Annotated in this window: 25 protein-coding genes; 15 read left to right on the top strand and 10 right to left on the bottom strand. The window is 63.5% G+C overall.

Annotated elements, in window-relative coordinates; genetic code table 11:
- Positions 1-69: 69 nt before the first annotated feature.
- Entirely contained in the window at positions 70-660 is a 591-nt protein-coding gene (locus tag HHL25_RS14250) for an IMPACT family protein (protein WP_169592152.1), read from the top strand.
- Between the two features lie 24 nt (positions 661-684).
- Here HHL25_RS14250 and HHL25_RS14255 read toward each other — a convergent pair whose 3' ends face one another.
- The 9 genes from HHL25_RS14255 to HHL25_RS14295 form a co-directional block, all read right to left on the bottom strand.
- On the bottom strand, positions 685-843 hold the full coding sequence (locus HHL25_RS14255; RefSeq protein ID WP_169592155.1) for a hypothetical protein: 159 nt from the start codon (positions 841-843) through the stop codon (positions 685-687).
- Positions 844-957: 114 nt separating this feature from the next.
- The gene (locus HHL25_RS14260) at positions 958-1428 is read right to left on the bottom strand and encodes an SRPBCC family protein (RefSeq protein ID WP_169592158.1); all 471 of its coding nucleotides are present in this window, start codon (positions 1426-1428) and stop codon (positions 958-960) included.
- A gap of 128 nt (positions 1429-1556) precedes the next feature.
- Positions 1557-2861 carry a nicotinate phosphoribosyltransferase gene (gene pncB / locus HHL25_RS14265; RefSeq protein ID WP_169592161.1) on the bottom strand — a complete coding sequence of 435 codons (1305 nt, stop codon included), beginning with the start codon at positions 2859-2861 and terminating at the stop codon, positions 1557-1559.
- A gap of 138 nt (positions 2862-2999) precedes the next feature.
- Positions 3000-3263 (bottom strand): hypothetical protein, encoded by a 264-nt coding sequence (locus tag HHL25_RS14270; RefSeq protein WP_169592164.1) that lies wholly within the window; start codon positions 3261-3263, stop codon positions 3000-3002.
- 97 nt (positions 3264-3360) lie between these two features.
- A complete protein-coding gene (locus tag HHL25_RS14275; RefSeq protein ID WP_169592167.1) occupies positions 3361-4323 on the bottom strand; it encodes a 2-hydroxyacid dehydrogenase in 963 nt (320 codons plus the stop codon).
- A gap of 13 nt (positions 4324-4336) precedes the next feature.
- Positions 4337-5965 carry an ABC transporter ATP-binding protein gene (locus HHL25_RS14280; RefSeq protein WP_169592170.1) on the bottom strand — a complete coding sequence of 543 codons (1629 nt, stop codon included), beginning with the start codon at positions 5963-5965 and terminating at the stop codon, positions 4337-4339.
- Positions 5962-7104, bottom strand: a complete 1143-nt coding sequence (locus HHL25_RS14285) for an ABC transporter permease (protein WP_169592174.1) — start codon at positions 7102-7104, stop codon at positions 5962-5964. The genes HHL25_RS14280 and HHL25_RS14285 overlap by 4 nt, the downstream gene beginning before the upstream one ends.
- 1 nt (position 7105) lies before the next feature.
- A complete protein-coding gene (locus HHL25_RS14290) occupies positions 7106-8200 on the bottom strand; it encodes a microcin C ABC transporter permease YejB (protein ID WP_169592177.1) in 1095 nt (364 codons plus the stop codon).
- Positions 8201-8343: 143 nt separating this feature from the next.
- Positions 8344-10185 (bottom strand): extracellular solute-binding protein, encoded by a 1842-nt coding sequence (locus HHL25_RS14295; RefSeq protein WP_169592180.1) that lies wholly within the window; start codon positions 10183-10185, stop codon positions 8344-8346.
- Between the two features lie 187 nt (positions 10186-10372).
- Between HHL25_RS14295 and mepA the strand changes: the two genes are divergently transcribed.
- From mepA to HHL25_RS14325, 6 genes are all read left to right on the top strand, one after another.
- A complete protein-coding gene (gene mepA / locus HHL25_RS14300; protein ID WP_169592183.1) occupies positions 10373-11446 on the top strand; it encodes a penicillin-insensitive murein endopeptidase in 1074 nt (357 codons plus the stop codon).
- Positions 11447-11531: 85 nt separating this feature from the next.
- Positions 11532-11912, top strand: coding sequence for a methylglyoxal synthase (locus HHL25_RS14305; RefSeq protein WP_169592186.1), 381 nt, complete (start codon positions 11532-11534; stop codon positions 11910-11912).
- A 39-nt stretch (positions 11913-11951) separates the two neighbouring features.
- The gene (locus HHL25_RS14310; RefSeq protein WP_169592189.1) at positions 11952-12974 is read left to right on the top strand and encodes a glucokinase; all 1023 of its coding nucleotides are present in this window, start codon (positions 11952-11954) and stop codon (positions 12972-12974) included.
- Positions 12975-13091: 117 nt separating this feature from the next.
- The gene (locus tag HHL25_RS14315; RefSeq protein WP_169592192.1) at positions 13092-14885 is read left to right on the top strand and encodes an ABC transporter ATP-binding protein; all 1794 of its coding nucleotides are present in this window, start codon (positions 13092-13094) and stop codon (positions 14883-14885) included.
- An 8-nt stretch (positions 14886-14893) separates the two neighbouring features.
- Complete coding sequence (gene dapB / locus HHL25_RS14320; RefSeq protein WP_169592195.1) at positions 14894-15718, top strand: 4-hydroxy-tetrahydrodipicolinate reductase; 825 nt, start codon at positions 14894-14896, stop codon at positions 15716-15718.
- 22 nt (positions 15719-15740) lie between these two features.
- A complete protein-coding gene (locus HHL25_RS14325) occupies positions 15741-16376 on the top strand; it encodes a 2,3-bisphosphoglycerate-dependent phosphoglycerate mutase (protein WP_169592198.1) in 636 nt (211 codons plus the stop codon).
- Between the two features lie 15 nt (positions 16377-16391).
- Here HHL25_RS14325 and phnF read toward each other — a convergent pair whose 3' ends face one another.
- Complete coding sequence (phnF, locus tag HHL25_RS14330; protein WP_169592201.1) at positions 16392-17129, bottom strand: phosphonate metabolism transcriptional regulator PhnF; 738 nt, start codon at positions 17127-17129, stop codon at positions 16392-16394.
- 83 nt (positions 17130-17212) lie between these two features.
- Between phnF and phnG the strand changes: the two genes are divergently transcribed.
- From phnG to phnC, 8 genes are all read left to right on the top strand, one after another.
- Positions 17213-17683, top strand: a complete 471-nt coding sequence (phnG, locus tag HHL25_RS14335; protein WP_169592205.1) for a phosphonate C-P lyase system protein PhnG — start codon at positions 17213-17215, stop codon at positions 17681-17683.
- Entirely contained in the window at positions 17683-18291 is a 609-nt protein-coding gene (gene phnH, locus HHL25_RS14340) for a phosphonate C-P lyase system protein PhnH (protein WP_169592207.1), read from the top strand. Before phnG ends, phnH begins: the two co-directional genes overlap by 1 nt.
- Before the next feature lie 3 nt (positions 18292-18294).
- Positions 18295-19404, top strand: coding sequence for a carbon-phosphorus lyase complex subunit PhnI (locus tag HHL25_RS14345; protein WP_169592210.1), 1110 nt, complete (start codon positions 18295-18297; stop codon positions 19402-19404).
- A 142-nt stretch (positions 19405-19546) separates the two neighbouring features.
- Positions 19547-20446 (top strand): alpha-D-ribose 1-methylphosphonate 5-phosphate C-P-lyase PhnJ, encoded by a 900-nt coding sequence (locus tag HHL25_RS14350; RefSeq protein WP_169592213.1) that lies wholly within the window; start codon positions 19547-19549, stop codon positions 20444-20446.
- Positions 20443-21219 (top strand): phosphonate C-P lyase system protein PhnK, encoded by a 777-nt coding sequence (gene phnK, locus HHL25_RS14355; protein WP_169592216.1) that lies wholly within the window; start codon positions 20443-20445, stop codon positions 21217-21219. Before HHL25_RS14350 ends, phnK begins: the two co-directional genes overlap by 4 nt.
- Before the next feature lie 21 nt (positions 21220-21240).
- Positions 21241-21948 carry a phosphonate C-P lyase system protein PhnL gene (phnL, locus tag HHL25_RS14360; protein ID WP_169592219.1) on the top strand — a complete coding sequence of 236 codons (708 nt, stop codon included), beginning with the start codon at positions 21241-21243 and terminating at the stop codon, positions 21946-21948.
- Complete coding sequence (locus tag HHL25_RS14365; protein ID WP_169592222.1) at positions 21945-22559, top strand: DapH/DapD/GlmU-related protein; 615 nt, start codon at positions 21945-21947, stop codon at positions 22557-22559. The genes phnL and HHL25_RS14365 overlap by 4 nt, the downstream gene beginning before the upstream one ends.
- A gap of 122 nt (positions 22560-22681) precedes the next feature.
- Positions 22682-23536, top strand: a complete 855-nt coding sequence (gene phnC / locus HHL25_RS14370) for a phosphonate ABC transporter ATP-binding protein (protein WP_169592225.1) — start codon at positions 22682-22684, stop codon at positions 23534-23536.
- Positions 23537-23596: the final 60 nt, after the last annotated feature.

Below are 23596 nucleotides of genomic sequence, written 5' to 3' on the forward strand. Positions count from 1 at the left end.
TGAATTTGTGACGCTCCCGCTGGCGAGCCCGCAAACGAGTCGTTATGAGGATTGCCAGGAGAGTTGCGCATGTTCACCCTCGCCCGCACAGAGAGCTTCAGCCAGGACATCAAGAAGAGCCGGTTCATCGCGCATGTTGCGCCGGTGGAAAACGAAGACGCCGCCAAAGCTTTCATTGCCGCCGCCGGCGATCCGGCCGCCAACCACAATTGCTGGGCATGGCGGATCGGCCAGGCCTATCGCTTCAGCGACGACGGCGAACCCAGCGGCACGGCGGGAAAGCCGATCCTGCAGGCCATCGACGGACAGGGGCTCGACAATGTGGCGGTCGTGGTCACGCGCTGGTTCGGCGGTATCTTGCTCGGGAGCGGCGGGCTGATGCGCGCCTATGGCGGAACCGCTGCGGCGTGCCTCCGGGCCGCCGAAAAGATCGAGGTGATTGCCCGTATCGATGCGCGGATCACGGCGGGCTTTTCCGACCTCGCTTTGGTGAAGGCGAGGCTCGGCGCCATTCCCGACCTTCTGGTCAGGAACGAGGATTTTACGGATAGCGGTGCAATCCTGACGGTGGCGCTGCCGGAGGCATCGGCCGCCGGCATGGCGCGGCTGGTAACCGACATCACCAGTGGCCGGGCCCAGATCAAGATCGAGGACCGTTGAGCCGGCTCGGCACCGACACGGCGCTCAGTGAATGGTGTCGACCGTTTCGTCGCGAAGAAGATCAAGGACGTCGCTCAGCGCCGCCACCAGAATATCGGTGAGCTCGTCACCCTTGTTCTCGACGATCAGATGCTTGATCGCTGCATCCTGCTGCTCGAAAAAGTGATCCGGTTCATTGGTCATCGTATCAGTCCCCTCATGGTGCCGATTCGGCTTGCGTCTTCCGGGGCAGTTAGACGCGCCTTGGCTTGCGCCGGGCTGTCATAAAAAAGACAAGGGGCCAAAACCCCTCAAGCCTCAAGAGGCGGCAGCATCGTCGCCGGCCCCACCGGCGACGATTTCGCCGAACTTCGAGAAGAACTCGCCCGCGAGTTTCTTCGAGGTCGAGTCGATCAGTCGCGAGCCGAGCTGGGCGATCTTGCCGCCGACCTCGGCCTTGACCGTATAGGTCAGGATCGTCGCATCCGCACCGTCGGCGGCAAGAGAGACGTCCGCGCCGCCCTTGGCGAAGCCGGCGAGGCCACCCTTGCCTTCACCGGCAATCGTGTAGGAATGCGGCGGATTGAGGTTCTGCAGCTCGACGGCGCCCTCGAACTTCGCCTTGATCGGACCGATCTTCAAGACGACCTTCGCGGTCATGTTCGTGTCGGATGTCTTCTCCAGGCTCTCGCAGCCGGGGATCGCTTGTCTCAGGATCTCCGGATCGTTCAATGCCTGCCACACCGTCTCGACCGGCGCCTCGATCCGCTCGCTGCCACTCATGTCCATGATGTCGTTCCTCCCCGGTGCGTATCGGCTGCCGCACGGCCCCTCCCCGGGCTGATCGACAGCTATCTGACGAACAGCTTACAGAGCGGCACGCGGATCGCAAGGGACGCTTGCGAAGGGCGCGGCACTCAGACGAAGACGGCCTGTTCGACGCGGTCCTCGGTGCCGAAGAATTTGAGGTAGCGATCGACCTCGGCCGGATCGCCGGTGGCCTTCTTCGGATTGTCGGAGAGCTTCACCGCCGGCCGGCCGTTCGCCTCGCTCACCTTGCAGACCAGCGAAATCGGCTTCAGGCCCTCGATTTCGCGCGGCGCGCAGCCGGCGAAATCATTGGTAAGGTTGGTGCCCCAGCCGAAGCTCATGCGCACCCGCCCCTCGAAATGCCGGTAGGTGTCAATGATCGCATCGACATCGAGCCCGTCGGAGAAAATCAGCAACTTCTGCCTCGGATCGCGACCCATCTTTTCCCACCAGGCGATGATCTTCTCGCCGCCCTCGATCGGCGGCGCGCTGTCTGGGCGGAAACCCGTCCAGTCGGCCACCCATTCCGGCGCATTGCGCAGGAAGGCGGCCGTGCCGAATGTATCCGGCAACACGATCAGCAGGTTGCCGCCATAGAGACGCTTCCAGTCGGCCAGGACCTTGTAGGAGGCCTCGGCGAGTTCCTGGTCGTTGCGGGCAAGGGCAGCCGTGACCATGGGCAGTTCGTGCGCATTGGTGCCAACGGCTTCGAGGTCGGAATCCATGGCCAGGAGCACGTTGCTCGTACCGGTGAAGGCCGGCCCGATGCCTTCCTTCAACGCCTCGACGCACCAGCGCTGCCAGAGAAAGCTGTGACGGCGGCGGGTACCGAAGTCTGAAATCCGCAAGCCGGGGAGTTCACGTAGCCGTTCGACCTTGGCCCACATCTTGGCCTTGGCGCGGGCATAGAGCACGTCGAGCGTAAAAAGGCCGAGCGAGCGGGATACGGCGCGCGACCGCATCTCGTTGATGATCGCCAAAGCCGGGATTTCCCACATCGTCGTCTCCATCCACTTGCCGTAAAAATGGAGACTGAACTGACCGTCCTTTTTCGAAAGCTCGTATTCGGGCAGCTGAAAATTGGCGAGCCAGGCAAGAAATTCCGGTTCGAAGATCTGCTTGGTGCCGTAGAAGGTGTTACCGGCGAGCCAGATCGCCTCCTTCTTGGTCAGACGCAGGGTGCGGGCGAAATCGAGCTGGTCGCGAAGCTCCGCCTCGTCGATCTCCTCGGCAAGCCGCACCGTCTTCGTGCGGTTGATCAGCGTGAAGGTCGCGTCGACGTCCGGATAAAGCTTCCAGATCATCTGCAGCATCAGCAGCTTGTAGAAGTCGGTATCGATGAGGCTGCGAATGATCGGATCGAGCTTCCAGCTGTGATTGAAGACTCTCGTCGCGATGTCGGTCTTGGTCATCGAAGTGACTGCCCTGCAAGTCGCGGCCTATTCTTGGTGCCGCTCAAATGGCCGGGCATTCCCCCGCCGTTTCAAGCTGTCACTTATCCGGAATTCACATTCCAAAGTCCATAGCTGGTCAACATCCAAAGCCGGCGATCAACGCTGGACGTTGGAATTCTCCGCCGGAGACGGTGCCACGTTTTCCACCGGCTGGTTGGACGGATCGTCCGGCGCAATCGCATTGCCCCACCACTCGGCCGGAATCCAGGCGATCAAGGCAAGAAGGATACCGACCAGCAACACCACGAGAACGGGGCGCCCTCGAAAACCCTGCCGGGCTTCGGTCGGGGTCATCGGTTCGGGATGCAGGCCACGGGTACGACGGTCCGTTGCATCCGGCAGGTCAAATCGGCTGTTCATCGGGCTTCTCCCTGTTTTCCGCAGCAGCTCGTCCGAGCCGCATCTGCGGGTCAACGGAAGGGAAGGCGGAAGGTTCCGATGAAGAGCGCTCAGTTCCTCAGTAACCGGCGGCCCGATCGACGACATGCTCCAGCGGCTTTCCGGATTCGAGCCGCTCCATCTGAGCCTCGACATGGCGGAAAAGCGCCGCGACATCGGACGCGGCCGCGGCATGCGGCGTGATGATCACGTTTTCGAGTGCCCAGAGCGGACTTGCCGCATCGAGCGGCTCCTTTTCGAACACGTCGAGCGAGGCCGCCCCCAGCACGCCGCCTTCGATCGCCGCAATAATATCCGTCTCGACCTGGCTGCCACCGCGGCCGGCATTGATGAAGACCGGCTTGCCCAGGGCACCACCCTGGCGAAGCCGGGCAAAGAGACGCGCATCGAAGATGCCGCGCGTTTCCTCGGTCAGGGGCAACAAGCCGACCAGGATGTCGGTCCGGGCGAGGAAAGCATCGAGGCCGGCGGCATCAAACGTCTCGATGCCGGCAATCTCCTTCTTGCGGCGCGACCAGCCGACCACATTGAAGCCCATGACCTTCAGCTTGGCGACGGCATCCTGCCCGAGCACGCCGAGCCCCATCACGCCGACGGTAACGTCGCGCGCCTCCGGCTGGGGCGAGAACTCGTCCCAGATGCGCACGCGCTGCTGGCGTCCATAGGGCAGCGCCCAGCGCAGATGGGTCAGGCACTGGAGCACCACCCACTCGCTCATGCGATCGGTCAGACTACGGTCAACGAAGCGCACGACGGGCAGGTCAGGCAATTCATAGGCCGAGAGGATCTGATCGACGCCGGCACCACCGGAGAAGATCACCTTGAGATCCGCCGCACGCTCGAAGAGCGCGGGATCGGGTTTCCATACGACGGCATAGGAGACGCCGGACAGATCCCTGCCCGCATTCTCCGGCTCGGCCATGTCGATGACGGTGCGACCTGCAAAAGCGCCCTTCAGAGCCGCGACGACGCTCGGGCGTGCGAATTTCAGGTCGATGACGACGGCATTCCGGTCGGACATGGCTCAGGATCCGTTACTGGCTGACGCCGCCGATTTCGACGGCTTCGAGGTTGAAGGCTGCGGCCATCAGGGCGCGGGTATAGTCGGCCTTGGGCGCGTGGAAGATGTCGGCAGCCGGCCCCTGCTCAACGACCTTGCCGGCGCGCATGACGATCACCTCGTTGGCGAGCGCCTTGACCACCCGGAGGTCGTGGCTGATGAAGAGATAGGCCAGATCATGCTTCTTCTGTAGGTCACGCAGCAGGTCGACGACCTGCGCCTGGACGGTCATGTCAAGCGCCGAGGTCGGCTCGTCGAGCATGACGAAACGGGGCTTAAGGACCATTGCGCGAGCAATTGCAATGCGCTGACGCTGACCACCGGAGAACTCGTGCGGGTAGCGCCAGCGGGTTGCCGTATCGAGCCCCACCTCGTCGAGCGCCCAGCAGACGCGCGCATCGCGCTCGTCGGCGGAAAGCGCTCTTTCATGCACCTTGAGGCCTTCGGCAATGATCTCGCCCACCGACATGCGCGGGCTCAGCGAACCGAAGGGATCCTGGAAGACGATCTGCAGCCGATCGCGCAATGGGCGCATTTCGGCGAAGGAATACTTGTCGATGTCCTGGCCAATGAAGCTGATCCGCCCCATCGACGAGATGAGCCGGGCGAGCGCCAGGCCGAGCGTCGTCTTGCCGGAGCCGGACTCGCCGACGACACCGAGCGTCTGACCGGCGCGCAGCACCATGTCGACGCCGTCGACCGCCTTGACGTGATCGACGACCCGGCGCAGGAAGCCGGCCTTGATCGGAAACCAGACGCGAATGTCGTCGCCCTGCATGACGATCGGCTTCGCCGGATCGAGCGGCGGCGGCTCACCGCGCGGTTCCGAGCCGAGCAGCTTCTTCGTGTAGTCGTGCTGCGGATCGGAGAAGATCGTTTCCACCGGTCCGCTTTCGACGATCTTGCCCTTGGTCATGACGCAGACCCGGTCGGCGAATTTTCGCACGATGCCGAGGTCGTGGGTGATGAACAGCATCGACATGCCGTGCTCCGCCTTCAGCTGGCGCAGCAGGTCGAGGATCTGGGCCTGAACGGTGACATCGAGCGCGGTCGTCGGCTCGTCGGCGATCAGGAGCTTGGGGCGGTTGGCAAGCGCCATGGCAATCATCACGCGCTGGCGCTGGCCGCCGGACAGCTCGTGGGGATAGGCCGTCAGGCGCTTTTCCGGATCGCGGATGCCGACCTGGCGCAACAGTTCGAGCGTGCGCTCGCGGGCCGCCCCGCCACTGACGACCTGATGCAGCGCAAGGATCTCGCCGATCTGCTTCTCGATCGTGTGGAGCGGATTGAGCGAGGTCATCGGCTCCTGGAAGATCATGGTGATGTCGTTGCCGCGAACTGCGCGCAGGTCGCGCTCGGACGCCGTCATCAGGTCGCGCCCCTCGAACAGGATCTGGCCCGAGGGATGGCTCGCCGACGGATAGGGCAGCAGCTTGAGGATCGAGGAGGCCGAGACCGACTTGCCGGAGCCGGATTCGCCGACCAGCGCGACGACTTCGCCGGGGGCAATGTCGAAGGAGATGTGATCGACGGCGAGCGTCTCCTTGCCACCTTGGTGGAAGGCAACCGAAAGATCCCGCACGGAGAGAAGGGGTGTACTCATCGGAAGGTCTTCCGCGGGTCGAAAGCGTCGCGCACCGCCTCGCCGACGAAAATCAGCAGCGACAGCATGATCGACATGGTGAAGAACGCGGTCAGGCCGAGCCAGGGCGCCTGGAGATTGCGCTTGCCCTGGGCGATGAGCTCGCCGAGCGACGGCGAGCCGGGGGGCATGCCGAAGCCTAGGAAATCGAGCGAGGTCAGCGTGGTGATGGAGCCCGACAGGATGAAGGGCAGGAAGGTCAGGGTGGCGACCATGGCGTTCGGCAGCAGGTGGCGGAACATGATGGTCCAGCTGCCGACGCCCAAGGCGCGGGCGGCGTTGACATATTCGAAATTACGGGCGCGCAGGAATTCGGCACGCACGATGCCGACGAAGCTCACCCAGGAGAAGAGCAGCATGATGCCGAGCAGCACGAAGAAGCCGGGCGGCAGGATCGCGGCGATGATCAGCAGGATGTAGAGAACCGGCATAGACGACCAGATCTCGATGAAGCGCTGCATCAGCAGATCGGTCCAGCCGCCGAAATAGCCCTGGATGGCGCCGGCGGTCACCCCGACCACGGCCGAGGCAATGGTCAGCACGAGGCCGAAGAGAACCGAGATGCGGAAACCGTAGATCATGCGCGCGGCGACATCGCGGGCCTGGTCGTCGGTGCCGAGCCAGTTGAGGTTGCCGAGGATGCATCCCGGATCTTCCGCCTTCAGCGGATAGGCGGCGCAACGCTCCTCCTTGCCCATCAGCCAGAAGGGCGCGGTCGGTGCCGAATGCGGGATTTCCGAGTTCACGGTGCGGTAGGAGTAACGGATCGGCGGCCAGATCATCCAGCCATTGGCGTTGATCTCGTCAGCGATGAAGGGCGAGCGATAGTCCGTGACGGCGAGAAATCCGCCGAACTTCTCTTCCGGATAGTCGACCACCACGGGAAAGAGGATCTCTCCCTTGTAGGAGGCGACCAGCGGCCTGTCGTTCGCGATGAACTCTGCAAACAGCGAAAGGACAAACAGCACCAGGAAGAGCCAGAACGACCAGTAGCCACGCCTGTTGGCCTTGAAGTTTTCCAGCCGCCGCCGGTTCGTCGGCGACAGCCACGGTTTGCGGATTGCCGGAGATTCGGCGGGCACAGCGTCGACCAAAGCCATGTCAGACGTCCCTCCGCTCGAAGTCGATGCGCGGATCGATCCAGGTGTAGATCAGGTCGGAGACCAGGCCGACGACCAGCCCCATCAGCGAGAAGATGTAGAGGGTGGCAAAGACGATCGGGTAGTCGCGATTGACGACCGCGAGATAGCCGAGGCGGCCGAGGCCGTCGAGCGAGAAGATGTTCTCGATCAAGAGCGAACCGGTGAAGAAGGCCGAGATGAAGGCACCGGGAATGCCGGCGATGACGATCAGCATCGCGTTGCGGAAGACGTGGCCATAGAGCACCTGGCGCTCGCCGAGTCCCTTGGCGCGCGCGGTCACCACATACTGCTTCTTGATCTCGTCGATGAAGGAATTCTTGGTCAACAAGGTCGTGGTGGCGAAAGCGGAGAGCGACAGCGCGATCAGCGGCAGGGTCAGGTGCCAGAAGTAGTCGATGATCTTCTCCCACCAGGAAAGCTCGGCGAAATTGTCGGAGACGAGGCCGCGCAAGGGGAACCAGTCAAAGAAGGACCCGCCGGCGAAGAGCACGATCAGCAGGATACCGAACAGGAAGCTCGGCACGGCATAGCCGATGACGATGACGCCCGACGTCCAGACATCGAAGGGCGATCCGTCCTCGACGGCCTTCTTGATGCCGAGCGGGATGGAGATCGCGTAGGAAAAGATCAGGATCCAGACCCCGAGCGAAATCGAGACGGGCATCTTCTCGACGATCAGGTCGATCACGCTGGTGTTGCGGAAGAAGCTCTCGCCGAAATCGAAGCGGATGTAGTTCCACATCATGTCGAGGAAGCGGGTGAGCGGCGGCTTGTCAAAGCCGAACTGCTTTTCCAGCTTGGCGATGAGCTCCGGATCGAGCCCCTGGGCTCCACGATATTTGGCGTTCATGTCGTCGGCCGCGAACTGCTGGTTCAGCATGTCGCCGCCGCCGGACAGGCGCTGGTCGGCCCCGTCGCCCTGACCGGTCAACTGGGCGATCACCTGCTCGACCGGGCCGCCGGGGGCAAACTGGATCACCAGGAAGGAAATGCCCATGATGCCGACGATGGTCGGGATCATCAGGAGAAGGCGCCTCAGGATATAAGCACCCATCAGTCCGCCGCTCCCGCCGGGTTCATGCCATGCCGAAGCTTCGTCATGCCGTTTCCGTCACTCAATCCGCAATTTCCTTCCGGCGGCGCCGATTCGCCTCTCCCATTCCTATCCGTTCGATGCCCGGGCGCAAAGCCCGTGGCTCATTTCGTGGCCGCTTTCGACCACCACACCGTCGGGAAGCCGATCGCGTAGGTCGGCAATTCCGCCGGGTGTTCGAACTTGTCCCAATAGGCGATGCGCGCCGTGCTGCCATAATAGAGCGGGACGACATAATCGTGGGCCAACAGGACGCGGTCCAATGCCTTCGTCGCGGCGACCAGTTCGTCACGCCCCTTCGCAAAGATCACCTTGTCGATCAGGGCGTCGACGCCGGGATCGGCGATGCCGGCATAGTTGCGCGAGCCGGGCCGATCGACGGAGGTCGAGCCCCAAAAGTCGCGCTGCTCGTTGCCGGGGTTGAGCGTCTGGGCCCAGACGATCCAGGTCATGTCGTAATCGAAACTGCGGGTACGGTTGGCATACTGGGAATCGTCGACGGTCCGGACGCGGGCCTCGATGCCGATCTTGCGCAGCGCTTCGCCATAAGGAACGGCAACGACCTCAAGCATCGGATTGGACAGCAGGATCTCGAAAATGAGGGGCGCCCCGGTCTTGGCGTTGACCATACGGCCTCCCCTGATCTCGTAGCCGGCCTCCTTCAGCAAGCCGACCGCCTTGCGAAGATTTTCCCGCTGGGCCTGCGGGTTGCCGCCGACGGGATTGGCGTATGGCGTCTCAAAAACTTCGGCCGGAACCTTGTCCTTGATCTCGTTCAGGATTTCCAGCTCGCGCCCCTCCGGCAGGCCTTTCGACGCAAGCTCGGTGCCGAAGAAGAAGCTGTCGACGCGCTTGTAGGCGCCATAGAAGACCGTGCGGTTCATCTCCTCGAAATCGAAGGCGTAGTTCAGCGCCTCGCGGACCCGCTGGTCCTTGAACTGTTCGCGCCGCATGTTGGGCACGAGCGCCTGCATCACACCCGTGGCGCGGAAGGGATTGGGCAGCTCCTCACGCTTGACCCGGCCATCCTTCACGGCCGGAAAATCATAGGCCGTCGCCCAGCGCGCCGCCTTGGTCTCCATCCAGTAGTCGAAATTTCCCGAGCGGAACGCTTCGACTTGAACGTCGAGATCGCCGAACATGGTGTAGCCAATCGAGCGGAAGTTGTTCTGCCCGACATTCACATTGAGATCCTTGCCCCAATAGTCGTCGCGTAACTCGTAGCGAACCGTCGCGCCGGCCTTGAACTCGGCGATGCGAAAGGGACCGGACCCCATCACCGGTTCCAGCGTGGTTCGGTTGATGTCGCGCGGCTTGCCGTCGGCACCGTTCGCCTCCCACCAATGTTTGGGCAGGATCTGGAACTGGCCGAGGATCATCGGCAGCTCATGATTGTTCTTCTCGTCGAAGCGGAAGGTCACGTCGCGTTCGCCGGTCTTTTCGACGGCGACGACATGCCTGTAGTAGCTCATGTAGAGCGGATTGAGTTCCTTCGACTTCTCGAAGCTGAAGATCACATCTTCCGGGGTGACCGATTTGCCGTCCGCCCACTTGGCCTCGGCCCGCAACCGGAAGGTCGCGGACGAGACGTCCTCGGGATAGGAGACGCCCTCGGCGAGCAGACCGTAGGAGGTCGAGATCTCGTCGTCTGCATCCTTCATCAGCGTGTCAAACACCAGGTTCAGCCCGGGCGCCGCCTCTCCCTTTTCGAGGATCGGATTGAAGGTGTCGAAGGTACCGGTCGCGGCAAGCTTCAGCTCTCCACCCTTGGGCGCGGCCGGGTTCACATAGTCGAAATGGGCGAAGCCGGCGGGGTACTTCACGTCACCCGACAGTGCCACTCCGTGACGCAACGGCTCGTCTGCCGAAAGCGCGGCAGGCGCATGACCGGTAATAATCAGGAAAAACGCCAGGAACAAACCCGCCTGCGCCCTCGACAACCCCATGCAAATCACCCCACAAAATTACTGGATTGAGAGAACAATAAGCAAAACCGCGGCAAAAAACAGACGGCGCCACGGCCGCGATGCGCATTGGCGGAAAACACGGATTCACCAAAATCCCGTTGCAGGCTATCTTTCTGGCAAATCACCCGCGGACAGGCGGGCGATCCTATCCGCGGTGGAAGACTGGATGACGATGACGCATGGACGATGGAGAGGCCTGGCAAAGGGCCTTGCAGTGGCGGCGGGCCTGATCGGCGCGGTTGCCGATGGCGCGCTTGCCGAAAGCCGGCCGGCCAAGGAACTGTTCGGCGGCATGAAACTGCCCGTGCGCGCGGCACCCGCCCCCTACGGTTCCTATGCCAAGGGCTGCATCTCCGGCGCGGTCGCCATCCCGGTCGACGGGCCCAACTGGCAGGCGATGCGGCTTTCGCGCAACCGCCGCTGGGGCCATCCTCAGATGATCTCCCTGATCGAGCGGTTTTCCCGGGATGCGCCGAGCGTCGGATGGCCGGGCATCCTGATCGGTGACGTGTCGCAACCGCGCGGCGGGCCGATGCTATCCGGCCACGCCTCGCACCAGATCGGGCTCGACGCGGACATCTGGCTCACACCGATGCCCAACCAGCGCTTGTCTGCCAAGCAGCGCGAAGACCTGCCCTTCACGAGCATGCTCAAGGAAAACAAGTTCCTCACCGTCGACGACCGGGTCTGGACGCCGGCCCATGCCAGGCTGATCATGCTGGCGGCGAGCTATCCGCAGGTCGAGCGCATCTTCGTCAATCCCGCGATCAAGAAGAAGCTCTGCGACACCTGGACGGGCGACCGCTCGGCACTCGGAAAGGTCAGGCCCATCTACGGGCACGACGCCCATTTCCATATCCGCATCAAGTGTCCCCAGGGCGCCAAGGGGTGCCAACCTCAGGCTGCAGTTCCTGCGGGAGACGGTTGCGACAAGTCGCTGGCATGGTGGTTCACCGACGAACCATGGGCGAAGCCGAAGAAGGATCCGAACGCGCCGCCGCCAAAGCCCCCACGGCCGATGCAACTCACGGACCTTCCGAAGGCCTGCACGGCCGTACTGAAGGGACCGGCCGCCGACAGCGAATTGGCCGCCACCTACGGCGGAGATCAGGGCCTCGTGTCGGCGCTTGCCGCCGCACCGGCGACCCAGAACGACGCGGTTCCCGCGATTTCGGCGCAGATGCCGCCGGAATTGCCGGACATCGTGCCGATACCGCTTCCGCGTCCCGCCGGCTACTGACCCGAGCCGGCGCCGATCGCGGGCTTTTCAAGCGGACCGTCCTGAGCTAGAAGGCAATCAAATCGATTTAAACCGGCAGGCACCCATGACATCGTCCCGCTGCATCGCCCTGATTGCCCATGACCAGAAGAAGGACGACATGGCGGATTTCGCCGCCCGCCATCAGTCGACCCTTGCCAACTGGCGCATCGTCGCGACGGGCACGACGGGCGGAAGGATCAAGGCCGCATGCCCGGAGCTCGAGGTGACGCGGCTCAAAAGCGGCCCCCTCGGCGGTGACCAGCAGATCGGGGCATTGATTGCCACCGGCGAAGTAGACATGCTGATCTTCCTCGTCGATCCTTTGACATCCATGCCCCATGATGTCGATGTAAAGGCGTTGATGCGGCTCGCGACCGTCTACGACATTCCGATGGCGCTCAACCGCGCCACGGCCGAAATCCTGATGACCATGCACGCGCACTGACAGGCCCTCCGACAGTCGCAGCCCGAAACGGAACCGGACATGCCCAAGCCCATCGACAACGACCAGCTGACGTTTCCCATCCTGATCGGTGACATCGGGGGAACGAATGCGCGCTTTTCCATCCTGATCGACGCCTATGCCGAGCCGAAGCAGTTTCCGATCGTGCACACGGCGGATTTCGCCACGATCGACGAGGCGATCCAGACTACAGTGCTGGACAAGACCTCCGTCCAGCCGCGTTCGGCCATCCTCGCGATCGCCGGACCGATCAAGGGCGACGAGATCCCTCTCACCAATTGCGACTGGGTGGTTCGGCCGAAGGCGATGATCTCCGACCTCGGCTTCAGCGAGGTCATGGTGGTCAACGACTTCGAGGCCCAGGCGCTGGCGGTGGCTTCGCTTTCGGAGGAAAACCGGGAGACAATCGGCGACAATCCGATGAGCCCGATCGCCTCCCGCGTGGTGCTCGGCCCGGGTACCGGCCTCGGCGTCGCCGGTCTCGTCCATGCCCAGCACACCTGGTTCCCGGTTCCCGGCGAAGGCGGCCATGTCGACATGGGCCCGCGCAGCGCCCGCGATTTCGCGATCTTCCCGCATCTGACGCCGATCGAGGGACGGATTTCGGCAGAGCAGCTGCTCTGCGGCCGCGGCATCGTCAACATCTACACGGCCGTCTGCATCGCCGACGGCGTCGAGCCGAAATTCACCAATCCGGCGGACATCACCGCCACGGCCCTTTCGGGTGTCGACCCCCAGGCGGCGGAAACCATCAACCTGTTCGTCACCTATCTGGGACGCCTCGCCGGTGACCTTGCCCTGATCTTCATGGCGCGTGGCGGGGTCTTCCTGTCGGGCGGCATCTCGCAGAAGATCATCCCCGCGCTGAAGCGTCCGGAATTCCGGCTCGCCTTCGAAGACAAGGCGCCGCATTCCGCCCTGATGCGGTCGATCCCGACCTTCGTCGTGACGCATCCGCTTGCCGCCCTTTCGGGCCTTGCCGCCTTCGCCCGGACGCCGAGCAATTTCGGCTTGGCGGTCGAGGGGCGGCGCTGGCGGGGCTAGTTGGCGATTCGACTGCAACGGAATGACTATGGCCAAAAGGGTTCCGACTGGCTATAGAGCGGCCAGCGCGGCCCAAAGGGACCTGCCGCGGCCCATTTCCACGGGGAACGCCCTTATTTGAACGCCAGCAGGACACACCACGAACCGGTCAGCTCCACAAGCGTGACAGCGATCCTCAAGCGCATCATCGCGGAAAACGGCCGCGAACATGTGCGGGGCTACATCTTTGCCATCATCTGCCTTGCAACAGTGGCACTGACGACCGCCTTCACGGCATGGATCATGGAATCGGTCGTCAACGAGGCCTTCGCCAACAAGCGGGCCGACCTCGTCTGGCTGATCTGCGGATCGATCCTCGGCGCCTTCGTGCTGCGCGGCTTTGCCGGGTACGGACAGGCTGTGACGCTTTCCTACATCGGCAACAACATCGTCGCCCGATATCAGCGCCGCCTCTTCTCGCATCTGATGACCCTGTCGCTCGGCTACTTCACGGAGTCGCGCTCGGCCCACCTCGCGGCACAGATCAGTCAGAACATCAACGGCATCCGCGACGTCCTCAACCTGACCGTCACCTCGACCGCGCGCGACCTCCTGAGCCTCGTCGCCCTGATCGGGGTGATGATCTTCAAGGACCCGATGCTGACGCTGATCGTCTTCGTAGCAGCACCGCCGTTGCTTTATGCATTGCGCTACATCTCCAAGCGGCTGCGCAGCGCGACGAAGGAATCCATCATCTTCAACAGCCATGTGCTGGGGGCGATGCAGGAGACGGTTCAGGGTATCGCGATCGTCAAGGCCTTCACGATGGAAAACGCGCTCGAGAGCAAGATCGGCACGACGATCGACGCGGCCGAGAAGCGTTCGAACCGGATTGCCAGGCTCAGCGAGCGGACGTCCCCGATCACCGAGACCTTTGCCGGCGTCGCGATCTCCAGCGTGCTTGCCTATGCCGCGTTCCGGTCGATCTATGGCAACATGCTGCCGGGCGCATTCTTCTCTTTCGTCACTGCGCTGCTGATGGCCTATGAACCGGCCAAACGGCTTGCGAAGCTGCAGGTGCAGATGGAACGCGCCGTCGTCAACGCGCGGATGATCTACGAAATCCTCGACATGCAGCCGCATCAGCGCGAAAAGCCCGGAGCGACCGATCTCGTCGTCAGCGAGGCAAGGATCGAGTTCCGCGGCGTTTCCTTCGCCTATGGCAACAATGAGGCCGTGCTCAAGGGCATCGACTTCGTCGCGGAGGGCGGCAAGACGACCGCGCTGGTCGGGCCGTCCGGTGCCGGCAAGTCGACGGTCATCACGCTCATCCCGCGTTTCTACGATCCCAGCGCCGGCGGAATCCTGATCGACGGGCAGAACATCGCGGACGTCACAAAGTCCTCGCTGCGCAAGCACATCGCCTATGTCTCGCAACAGCCTTACCTCTTCGAAGGCACGATCCGCGACAACATCCGCTACGGCCGGCCGGAAGCGACCGATGCCGAGATCGAAGAGGCAGCAAGGCTTGCCTATGCACACGATTTCATCAAGGCCCAGCCTCTCGGCTACGACACACCGGTCGGCGAGAACGGCGTGACACTTTCGGGCGGGCAGCGGCAGCGCCTGTCGATCGCCCGCGCACTGGTCCGAAACGCGCCGATCCTGCTGCTTGACGAGGCGACATCCGCCCTCGATACGGAATCGGAGGCTGCGGTACAGAAGGCACTCGACAAGGCCATGACCGGACGCACCGTCGTGGTCATCGCGCATCGCCTGTCGACCATCATGAAGGCCAACAAGATCATCGTGATGCAGGCGGGCACGATTGCCGAGGAAGGCACGCATGACAGCCTTGCGCAGCGTCAGGACGGCATCTACGCTCGACTGAACCAACTGCAGCCGAAAGCCGCTGCGGACGACTTCATCTAGGAAACGCCATGCAGGATGCAATGAAACTCGTCGTCGTGGGTGCCGGTGGCCGCATGGGCCAGACGCTCATCCGCATTATCGATGCCACCGACGGCGCGACGCTGCATGCCGCCGTGGAGCGTCCGGGTTCGCCCCTGATCGGCCGGGATGCGGGAGAGGTCGCCGGGCTCGGACAGAACGGCATCCTCATCGGCGACGATCCGCTCTCCGCCTTTCTCCACGCCGACGGCGTGATCGACTTCACCTCGCCGCAGGCCTCCACCGACTACGCGGGACTTGCCGCGCAGGCGCGTATCGTGCACGTGATCGGCACCACCGGGTGCCTTCCCGAACACGATGCGGCGATCGAGGCGGCGGCAAGACACGCCCGGATCGTCAAGTCCGGCAATATGAGCCTCGGCGTCAACCTGCTTTCGGTCCTCGTCCAGCAGGCGGCGCGCGCGCTCGACGCCGCGGGATGGGACATCGAAGTCCTGGAGATGCATCACAAGCACAAGGTCGACGCGCCCTCCGGTACGGCACTCCTGCTCGGCGAGGCGGCAGCCCGTGGCCGCGGCATCGACCTTGCGGAAAACTCGGTGCGGGTGCGCGACGGACATACCGGCGCCCGCGAGGCGGGTTCGATCGGTTTTGCCACGCTGCGCGGCGGTTCGGTGATCGGCGAGCATTCGGTGATCTTGGCCGGCGAAGGCGAACTCGTGACGCTCAGCCACAGCGCCGGCGACCGCTCGATCTTCGCGCGTGGCGCGGTCAAGGCTGCACTCTGGGCCCGCGACAAGAAGCCCGGTTTCTATTCGATGCTCGACGTGCTCGGGTTGTCTTCATCCATCTGACATCAATGCGGAGGATTTTCCGATGAGTGGTACCCTCGTGCTCGTGCGCCACGGCCAGAGCGAATGGAATCTCAAGAACCTGTTCACCGGCTGGAAGGACCCGGGCCTGACCGAGCTCGGCGTGCAGGAAGCCAATGCCGGCGGCAAGGCGCTCGCCGACTACGGCATCAAGTTCGACATCGCGTTCACATCGGCACTCTCGCGTGCCCAGAGGACCTGCCAGATCGTTCTCGACAATGTCGGCCAGCCCGATCTCGAAACCATTCGCGACGAAGCGCTCAACGAGCGTGACTATGGCGACCTCTCGGGTCTCAACAAGGATGATGCCCGCGCCAAGTGGGGCGAAGAGCAGGTGCATGTCTGGCGTCGTTCCTACGACGTCCCGCCGCCCGGCGGCGAAAGCCTGCGCGATACCGGCGCCCGCGTCTGGCCCTACTTCATGACCGAGATCCTGCCGCGCGTGCTGCGGGGCGAGGCCGTGCTGGTCGCCGCCCACGGCAATTCGCTGCGTGCGCTGGTGATGGTGCTCGACCGCCTGTCCAAGGAAGAGATCCTGAAGCTCAACCTCGCGACCGGCGTGCCGATGGTCTACAAGCTCAACCCGGACTCGACGGTCAAGTCGAAGGAAGTCCTGGGCGACATGTCGGGCGCGCACTGACGCCCCCCTTCTCCGTCAGTTGTTGATGGTGAATTCGACGCGGTCAGCGGGAAACCGTGTGACCGCGTATTGCATCGGTACACCGTCCATGTCGGTGTTCAGCGCCCGCGTCACGAGAACGATCGCGCCCGGTGTCAAAGCCAGTTCCGCCACATCGTCGGGTTCGGCATGGGTGGCCGAGATCTCGGTCGTCGCGCGCAGGTAATCGCCGACCCCGAACTCGCCGAGCGCCCGGGTGATCGAGCCCGAACGCCGGAACGCCTCATCGATGCCGGCGAAACGCAGAGCGGGAAACCAGATCGTCGAGCGCGACAGCGGCCGCCCATCGGCCTTGCGGACCACTTCGAGCCGCACGACCTTCACCTCCGGCGCAATTCCAAGCCACCGGCCAACCTCGCGACCGGCGTTCTCGACGCCGGAGGCCAGCAGCACCCCTTCGAGATCCTTGGCCTGATCACCGATGCCCTCGGTGAAACGGGTGCGTCTTGCGATCGGAAAGGAGAACTTTTCCTTGCGGTCGATCATCGTTCCGCGCCCCTGCACGGCACGCACGATCCCCTCCTGGGCAAGGGCCGCCAGGGCGCTGCGAACCGTATGGCGATTGACACCGAACTCCGCGGCCAGCTGTGTTTCGGGAGGCACCATGCCACTGGCATCGTAGTCTCCACGGGCGATCGACGCCCGGATCCGGTCGGCGATCTGACGCCAGACCGCCACGCCCTTGAGCCTTTCGACTGATTTCAACTCCATCATGTCACACGCTTGTCATGCCCGATTGCTAGCCATAAAGTCACTTGTATGGTTGTCTATATTACTAGACATTTAGAGGCCTGACAATGGAAGCAAGAGAAGAAATCGCCGCGAGCCCGGCACCGGAGCGCAAACGCGTGGTGGACCTGCTGGCCCGCGCCACGACCGAGGATCTGACCCGCGTCTGGAACAGTCTCGACACCGTGCCGGAGGTGCAGATGCTGCGCGGGCCGGAGATCGGCCTCGTGATGGTGCGCGGCCGGATCGGCGGCGGCGGTGCGCCGTTCAACCTCGGAGAGGCGACCGTCTCGCGTGCAACCGTCCGGCTCGACAGCGGTCTCGTCGGCCATGGCCATGTGTTGGGCGCCGACCTCAAGCGTGCCCGCCTCGCCGCGATCTTCGCTGCGCTGTGGCAGGATCCGGCGCATCGCGCGCTGGTCGAGCGCGAATTGCTCGAACCGGCCGATGCCCGCCGAACCGCCGAGGCCCGCCGCAAGGCACAGGAAACGGCCGCGACCCGCGTCGATTTCTTCACCATGGTACGAGGAGAGGACTGATGAACCCGAAGATCGAGGCACTCACCGGCGGCTTCGCCGAGCCGGTACATCAGGCGCAAAGCGTCTTCCGCATGATGATGGATTGCCTGGCCCGCCCGGGCACGATCCAGTCCATTCTTCCCGAGATCGAACCACCGGCGCCGATGGGGGCCGCTGCAGGCGCGATCGCGCTGACGCTCTGCGACCATGATACGCCCGTCTGGCTGACGCCGACGCTCGCCAAGTCGACGGTCGCGGACTGGATCGGCTTCCACACCGGCGCTCCGCTGACGCGCGAGAAATCGGAGGCCCGCTTTGCCTTTGCCGAGGCCGGCAGCGTGATTTCGTCCTTCGGCTGCTTTGCCGCCGGTACGCAGGAATATCCGGACAGGTCGACCACGATCATTCTCGAAGTCGCAAATCTCGATCGCGGAGCGCCGCTGCTTCTGACAGGTCCGGGCATCCGCGACACCGCGAGCATCGCACCGCAGGGATTGCCCGAGATGTTCCTCAGGCAATGGTCCGACAACCGGGCCCTCTTTCCGCGCGGCGTCGACGTCATCCTAACCGCCGGACGCCACATGCTCGGCTTGCCGCGCACCTGCAAGATCACGTCCAGGGAGGTCTGAACCATGTATGTTGCCGTGAAGGGCGGGGAAGCCGCCATCGACAATGCACACAGGCTGCTTGCCCACAAGCGTCGCGGGGACCGCTCCCTGCCGGCCCTTTCGATCGAGCAGATCGTCGAGCAGCTGGGGCTTGCCGTCGACCGGGTGATGGCCGAAGCCTCGCTGCATGACCGAGCGCTCGCAGCCCTTGCCGTCAAGCAGGCGAGGGGCGACATGATCGAGGCGATCTTCCTGCTGCGCGCCTATCGCACCACGCTGCCGCGGTTCGGCTATTCGGTCCCGATCGAGACCGGCCGCATGCAGGTCGAACGCCGCGTTTCGGCCACCTACAAGGACCTGCCCGGCGGGCAGCTGCTCGGGCCGACCTTCGACTACACCCATCGCCTGCTCGACACCTCTTTGCTCGACGACGGCGAGGTGAATGAACCCGTACACAAGGAACCGCTGGGCGAAGCCGTGATGCGGGTCTCCGACATCCTCGACGGCGAGGGCCTGATCGAATCCGACGGCGACATGCCCGAGGACCACGTCGCCGGCGACATTACGAGGGAACCCATCGAGTTTCCGATGGAGCGCGACACGCGACTGCAGGCGCTGGCGCGCGGCGACGAAGGCTTCCTGCTAGCACTCGCCTATTCCACCCAGCGCGGCTATGGCCGCACGCATCCGTTCGTCGGCGAGATCCGGATCGGCGAGGTCGAGGTGGAGATAGAGGTGGCTGAACTCGGCTTTGCCGTATCGCTCGGCACCATTCGCGTGACCGAATGCCAGATGGTCAACCAGTTCAAGGGATCGGCCAAGGCGCCGCCGCAGTTCACGCGGGGATACGGACTGGTGTTCGGCCAGAGCGAACGCAAGGCGATGGCCATGTCACTGGTCGACCGGGCGCTGCGCGCCACGGAATTCGGCGAGGACATCGTCGCGCCCGCGCAGGACGAGGAATTCGTCATCTCGCATTCGGACAATGTCCAGGCGACAGGCTTCGTCGAGCATCTCAAGCTGCCGCATTATGTCGACTTCCAGGCCGAACTCGATCTGGTTCGCCGCATGCGCGGTGAGTTCGAAGCGACACGGAAGCGCCAGCAGGGCGATCTTGCCGAGGCGGCCGAATGACCCGGCACCCGTCAATCGTGGTTCTGCTCGTTGAACCAGTAAGCACTGCCGACGGTGGTGGCGATCATGACCGCGATGATGATCGTGAGAATGACACTGATTTCCATTTCCAGCACTCCCTTCTGATCCAGGATAACGCCCGATGACGCAGGAAGTTTCGCAGTATTCAGGTCTGGCGAGCTATAATTTCGCCTATCTGGACGAACAGACCAAACGGATGATCCGCCGGGCGATCCTCAAAGCGATCGCCATTCCCGGCTATCAGGTACCGTTTGCCAGCCGTGAGATGCCGATGCCTTACGGCTGGGGCACGGGCGGCGTGCAGGTTACCGCCTCGATCATCGGTGCCGACGACGTGCTGAAGGTGATCGACCAGGGGGCAGACGACACCACCAATGCCGTCTCGATCCGCGCTTTCTTCCAGAAGGTGGCGAATGTCGCCGTCACCACCCATACCCGGGAGGCGACGATCATCCAGACACGTCACCGCATCCCCGAGGAAAAGCTCCAGGAAAACCAGGTGCTCGTCTACCAGGTGCCGATTCCGGAACCCTTGCGCTTCCTCGAGCCCCGCGAGACCGAAACCCGCAAGATGCATGCGCTCGAGGAATACGGCCTCATGCATGTCAAGCTCTACGAGGACATCGCCAAGAACGGTCGCATTGCCACAACCTATGCCTATCCGGTGAAGGTCGCCGGACGCTATGTCATGGATCCGTCGCCGACGCCGAAGTTCGACAATCCGAAGATGCACATGTCGGAGGCGCTCCAGCTCTTCGGCGCTGGTCGCGAGAAACGCATCTATGCGGTGCCGCCCTTCACGGAAGTAGTCAGCCTCGATTTCGAGGACCATCCGTTCGAGATCCAGAAATTCGACAAGCCCTGCGCACTCTGCGGTGCCGAGCAGGTCTATCTCGACGAGGTCGTCCTCGACGACAAGGGCGGACGGATGTTCGTCTGCTCCGACACCGATCACTGCGAAGAACGGCGCGAGCATGGCCATGTGGGTCATCTGGGTGTCGCGAAGGAGGCCGCCGAATGACCGATATGCCGCTTCTCAAGGTCCGCGACCTTTCCAAATTCTACGGCAAGCGCATCGGCTGCTCCAATGTCGCATTCGAGCTCTGGCCGGGCGAGGTGCTGGCGATCGTCGGCGAATCCGGATCGGGCAAGACGACGCTTCTCAACTGCCTGTCGACCCGGCTCATGCCGACGACCGGGACCGTCGAATACCACATGCGGGACGGAGCCTATCGCGACCTCTACCACATGAGCGAGGCCGAGCGCCGGTTCCTGATGCGCACCGACTGGGGCTTCGTCCACCAGAACCCGGCCGACGGCCTGCGCATGACGGTTTCGGCCGGCGCCAATGTCGGCGAGCGGCTGATGGCCATCGGCAACCGGCACTACGGCAATATCCGCAGCACGGCCAGCGACTGGCTGGAACGGGTGGAGATCAGCACCGACCGCATCGACGATCAGCCGCGCGCCTTTTCCGGCGGCATGCGCCAGCGCCTGCAGATCGCCCGCAATCTGGTGACCGGCCCGCGCCTTGTCTTCATGGACGAGCCGACCGGCGGTCTCGACGTCTCGGTGCAAGCGCGCCTGCTCGACCTGGTCCGCGGCCTGGTCAACGACCTCGGGCTTTCCGCCATCGTCGTCACGCACGACCTCGCGGTGGCGCGCCTGCTGTCGCACCGGATGATGGTCATGAAGGATGGCCACGTCATCGAGCAGGGGCTGACCGATCGCGTGCTCGACGATCCGCGCGAGCCTTACACCCAGCTCCTCGTCTCTTCGATCCTGCAAGTCTGACAGCCTGGAGAGGAATTACCCATGGCAACGCCCCTCGTCGTCTCGGAAGTCTCCAAGAGCTTCACCATGCACCTGCGCGACGGCCTCCGCCTCCCGGTGGTGTCCAACGTGTCCTTCTCCGTCGCCAGCGGCGAATGCGTCGTTCTCGGCGGTCCCTCCGGCATCGGCAAGAGTTCCATTCTCAAGATGCTCTACGGTAACTATGCCGTCGACAGCGGGCAGATCCTGATCGACCATGAGGGACGGATCATCGACATCGCCAGTGCCGATCCACGGTCGGTGCTCGATGTGCGGCGGACGACGCTCGGCTATGTGAGCCAGTTCCTGCGCACCGTGCCGCGCGTCGCAACCATCGACGTCGTGGCCGAACCGCTCGTTGCCCGTGGCGTTGTCGCCGAAGAGGCGCGCGCCCGCGCCGCCGAATTGCTGGCCAAGCTCAACCTGCCGCGCGATCTCTGGCAGCTCCCTCCGGCGACCTTTTCCGGCGGCGAACAGCAACGCGTCAACATCGCGCGCGGCTTCATCACCGACCACCGCGTTCTTCTGCTCGACGAACCGACGGCATCGCTCGACGCGGCAAACCGCGCCGTGGTCGTCGAGATGATCCGCGCCAAGAAGGCTGCCGGTATCGCGCTTCTCGGCATCTTCCATGACGAAGAAGTGCGTGAAGCGGTCGCCGACCGCATTCTCGACGTCTCGCAGTTCTCGCCGCGAAAGGCCGCCGCATGAGCAAGAAGCTTGGACTGGAACCCTACATCCACGAGACCGCCAGCGTGAAGAACGCGACCCTCGGTCGCTACACGGAAGTCTCCGAACGCACCCGCCTCGACGAGGTGGAGATGGGCGACTATTCCTACATCATGCAGGACGGCTCGATCTGGTGCGCAACGATCGGCAAGTTCGCCAACATCGCGGCGGCCGTGCGCATCAATGCCACCAATCATCCGACGTGGCGCGCCACGCTGCATCACTTCACCTACCGTGCCGCCGACTATTTCGACGGCGCCGATATGGAAACAGACTTCTTTGCCTGGCGCCGCGAAAACCGCGTGGTCATCGGCCACGACGTGTGGATCGGCCATGGCGCGACCGTTCTACCCGGCGTCACCGTCGGCAACGGCGCGGTGATCGGTGCCGGGGCCGTCGTTTCCCGTGATGTCGCCCCCTATACCATCGTCGGTGGCGTACCTGCACGGCTGATCCGCGAGCGCTTTTCCGCCGAGACGGCCGAGGGAATGGAAAAACTTGCCTGGTGGGACTGGGACCATGAGCGCCTGTTCGCCGCTCTCGGCGATTTCCGCGCCCTCGACGCTTCGGAATTCGTCGCGAAGTATTCCTGATTTCCAATAAATTTCAACGGCTTGGTCAATTTAACAAATTCTACACAAATCTGACATTGGCACTTCATGGACCCCCGCTAAAGCCATTCTCGATCGATTGACATGACGCCGAAAGAGCCGAGATGAGATTTCAGCTGAAGAATGTGACCCGCAAGTTTGGCCAGCACGTCGCCGTCGACGGTGTCAATGTCGACATCGAGCGGGGCGAGATGGTCGGGGTCATCGGCCGCTCGGGCGCCGGCAAGTCGACCCTTCTGCGGATGATCAACCGTCTCGTCGATCCGTCCGACGGCTCGATCCACTTCGGCGACGTCGAGGTGTCCGCCCTGCGCGGCGCCGGCCTTCGCAACTGGCAGCGCGACTGCGCAATGATCTTCCAGCAGTTCAATCTCGTGCCCCGCCTCGACGTGCTGACCAACGTGCTTCTCGGCCGGCTCAACCACCGCCCGACCGCGCTCAGCATCCTCAACATCTTCACCCGCGAAGAGCGGCTGATGGCGATCGCCGCACTCGAGCGGCTCGGCATCGAGCAGACCGCATTGCAGCCGGCCGGCACGCTGTCCGGCGGCCAGCAGCAGCGCGTCGCAATTGCCCGCGCGCTGATGCAGGGTCCCAAGGTCGTGCTGGCCGACGAACCGATCGCATCGCTTGATCCGCTCAACGCCAAGATCGTCATGGACGCGCTCAAGGACATCAACGAGCGCGAGGGCATCACCGTGATGACCAATCTGCACACGCTCGACACCGCCCGCAACTATTGCTCGCGCATCATCGGCATGGCGCGCGGCCGGGTCGTCTTCGACGGCACACCGGACGAACTCACCGCCGAGACGGTCCAGGAAATCTACGGCGCCGATAGCCATGGCGCCGGCATCGACGAGAGCATGACGTCGACCAGCATCCGCATTCCGGCCGCTGCGAATGCAGCCGCTGCCCAATCCGCTGATTTCAAGGCCCTGGCCGTCGCCGAGGCCTGAGATCACGACGATCGAACGCCCGCGTGAAGGGCAAACCCGATAACAGACAAGATTCTCACC

Source organism: Rhizobium terricola (assembly GCF_012927355.1).
Taxonomy (GTDB): Bacteria; Pseudomonadota; Alphaproteobacteria; order Rhizobiales; family Rhizobiaceae; genus Allorhizobium; species Allorhizobium terricola.

Coding starts and splice junctions, on each gene's coding strand:
- HHL25_RS14325 (WP_169592198.1), top strand. CDS start 15,741: ATGAGTGGTACCCTCGTGCTCGTGCGCCACGGCCAGAGCGAATGGAAT.
- dapB (WP_169592195.1), top strand. CDS start 14,894: ATGCAGGATGCAATGAAACTCGTCGTCGTGGGTGCCGGTGGCCGCATG.
- HHL25_RS14255 (WP_169592155.1), bottom strand. CDS start 843: ATGACCAATGAACCGGATCACTTTTTCGAGCAGCAGGATGCAGCGATC.
- HHL25_RS14250 (WP_169592152.1), top strand. CDS start 70: ATGTTCACCCTCGCCCGCACAGAGAGCTTCAGCCAGGACATCAAGAAG.
- HHL25_RS14295 (WP_169592180.1), bottom strand. CDS start 10,185: ATGGGGTTGTCGAGGGCGCAGGCGGGTTTGTTCCTGGCGTTTTTCCTG.
- phnC (WP_169592225.1), top strand. CDS start 22,682: ATGAGATTTCAGCTGAAGAATGTGACCCGCAAGTTTGGCCAGCACGTC.
- phnL (WP_169592219.1), top strand. CDS start 21,241: ATGGCAACGCCCCTCGTCGTCTCGGAAGTCTCCAAGAGCTTCACCATG.
- mepA (WP_169592183.1), top strand. CDS start 10,373: ATGACGATGACGCATGGACGATGGAGAGGCCTGGCAAAGGGCCTTGCA.
- HHL25_RS14350 (WP_169592213.1), top strand. CDS start 19,547: ATGACGCAGGAAGTTTCGCAGTATTCAGGTCTGGCGAGCTATAATTTC.
- HHL25_RS14260 (WP_169592158.1), bottom strand. CDS start 1,428: ATGGACATGAGTGGCAGCGAGCGGATCGAGGCGCCGGTCGAGACGGTG.
- phnH (WP_169592207.1), top strand. CDS start 17,683: ATGAACCCGAAGATCGAGGCACTCACCGGCGGCTTCGCCGAGCCGGTA.
- phnF (WP_169592201.1), bottom strand. CDS start 17,129: ATGATGGAGTTGAAATCAGTCGAAAGGCTCAAGGGCGTGGCGGTCTGG.
- HHL25_RS14365 (WP_169592222.1), top strand. CDS start 21,945: ATGAGCAAGAAGCTTGGACTGGAACCCTACATCCACGAGACCGCCAGC.
- HHL25_RS14310 (WP_169592189.1), top strand. CDS start 11,952: ATGCCCAAGCCCATCGACAACGACCAGCTGACGTTTCCCATCCTGATC.
- HHL25_RS14275 (WP_169592167.1), bottom strand. CDS start 4,323: ATGTCCGACCGGAATGCCGTCGTCATCGACCTGAAATTCGCACGCCCG.
- HHL25_RS14280 (WP_169592170.1), bottom strand. CDS start 5,965: ATGAGTACACCCCTTCTCTCCGTGCGGGATCTTTCGGTTGCCTTCCAC.
- phnG (WP_169592205.1), top strand. CDS start 17,213: ATGGAAGCAAGAGAAGAAATCGCCGCGAGCCCGGCACCGGAGCGCAAA.
- HHL25_RS14290 (WP_169592177.1), bottom strand. CDS start 8,200: ATGGGTGCTTATATCCTGAGGCGCCTTCTCCTGATGATCCCGACCATC.
- HHL25_RS14305 (WP_169592186.1), top strand. CDS start 11,532: ATGACATCGTCCCGCTGCATCGCCCTGATTGCCCATGACCAGAAGAAG.
- HHL25_RS14345 (WP_169592210.1), top strand. CDS start 18,295: ATGTATGTTGCCGTGAAGGGCGGGGAAGCCGCCATCGACAATGCACAC.
- HHL25_RS14285 (WP_169592174.1), bottom strand. CDS start 7,104: ATGGCTTTGGTCGACGCTGTGCCCGCCGAATCTCCGGCAATCCGCAAA.
- HHL25_RS14270 (WP_169592164.1), bottom strand. CDS start 3,263: ATGAACAGCCGATTTGACCTGCCGGATGCAACGGACCGTCGTACCCGT.
- pncB (WP_169592161.1), bottom strand. CDS start 2,861: ATGACCAAGACCGACATCGCGACGAGAGTCTTCAATCACAGCTGGAAG.
- phnK (WP_169592216.1), top strand. CDS start 20,443: ATGACCGATATGCCGCTTCTCAAGGTCCGCGACCTTTCCAAATTCTAC.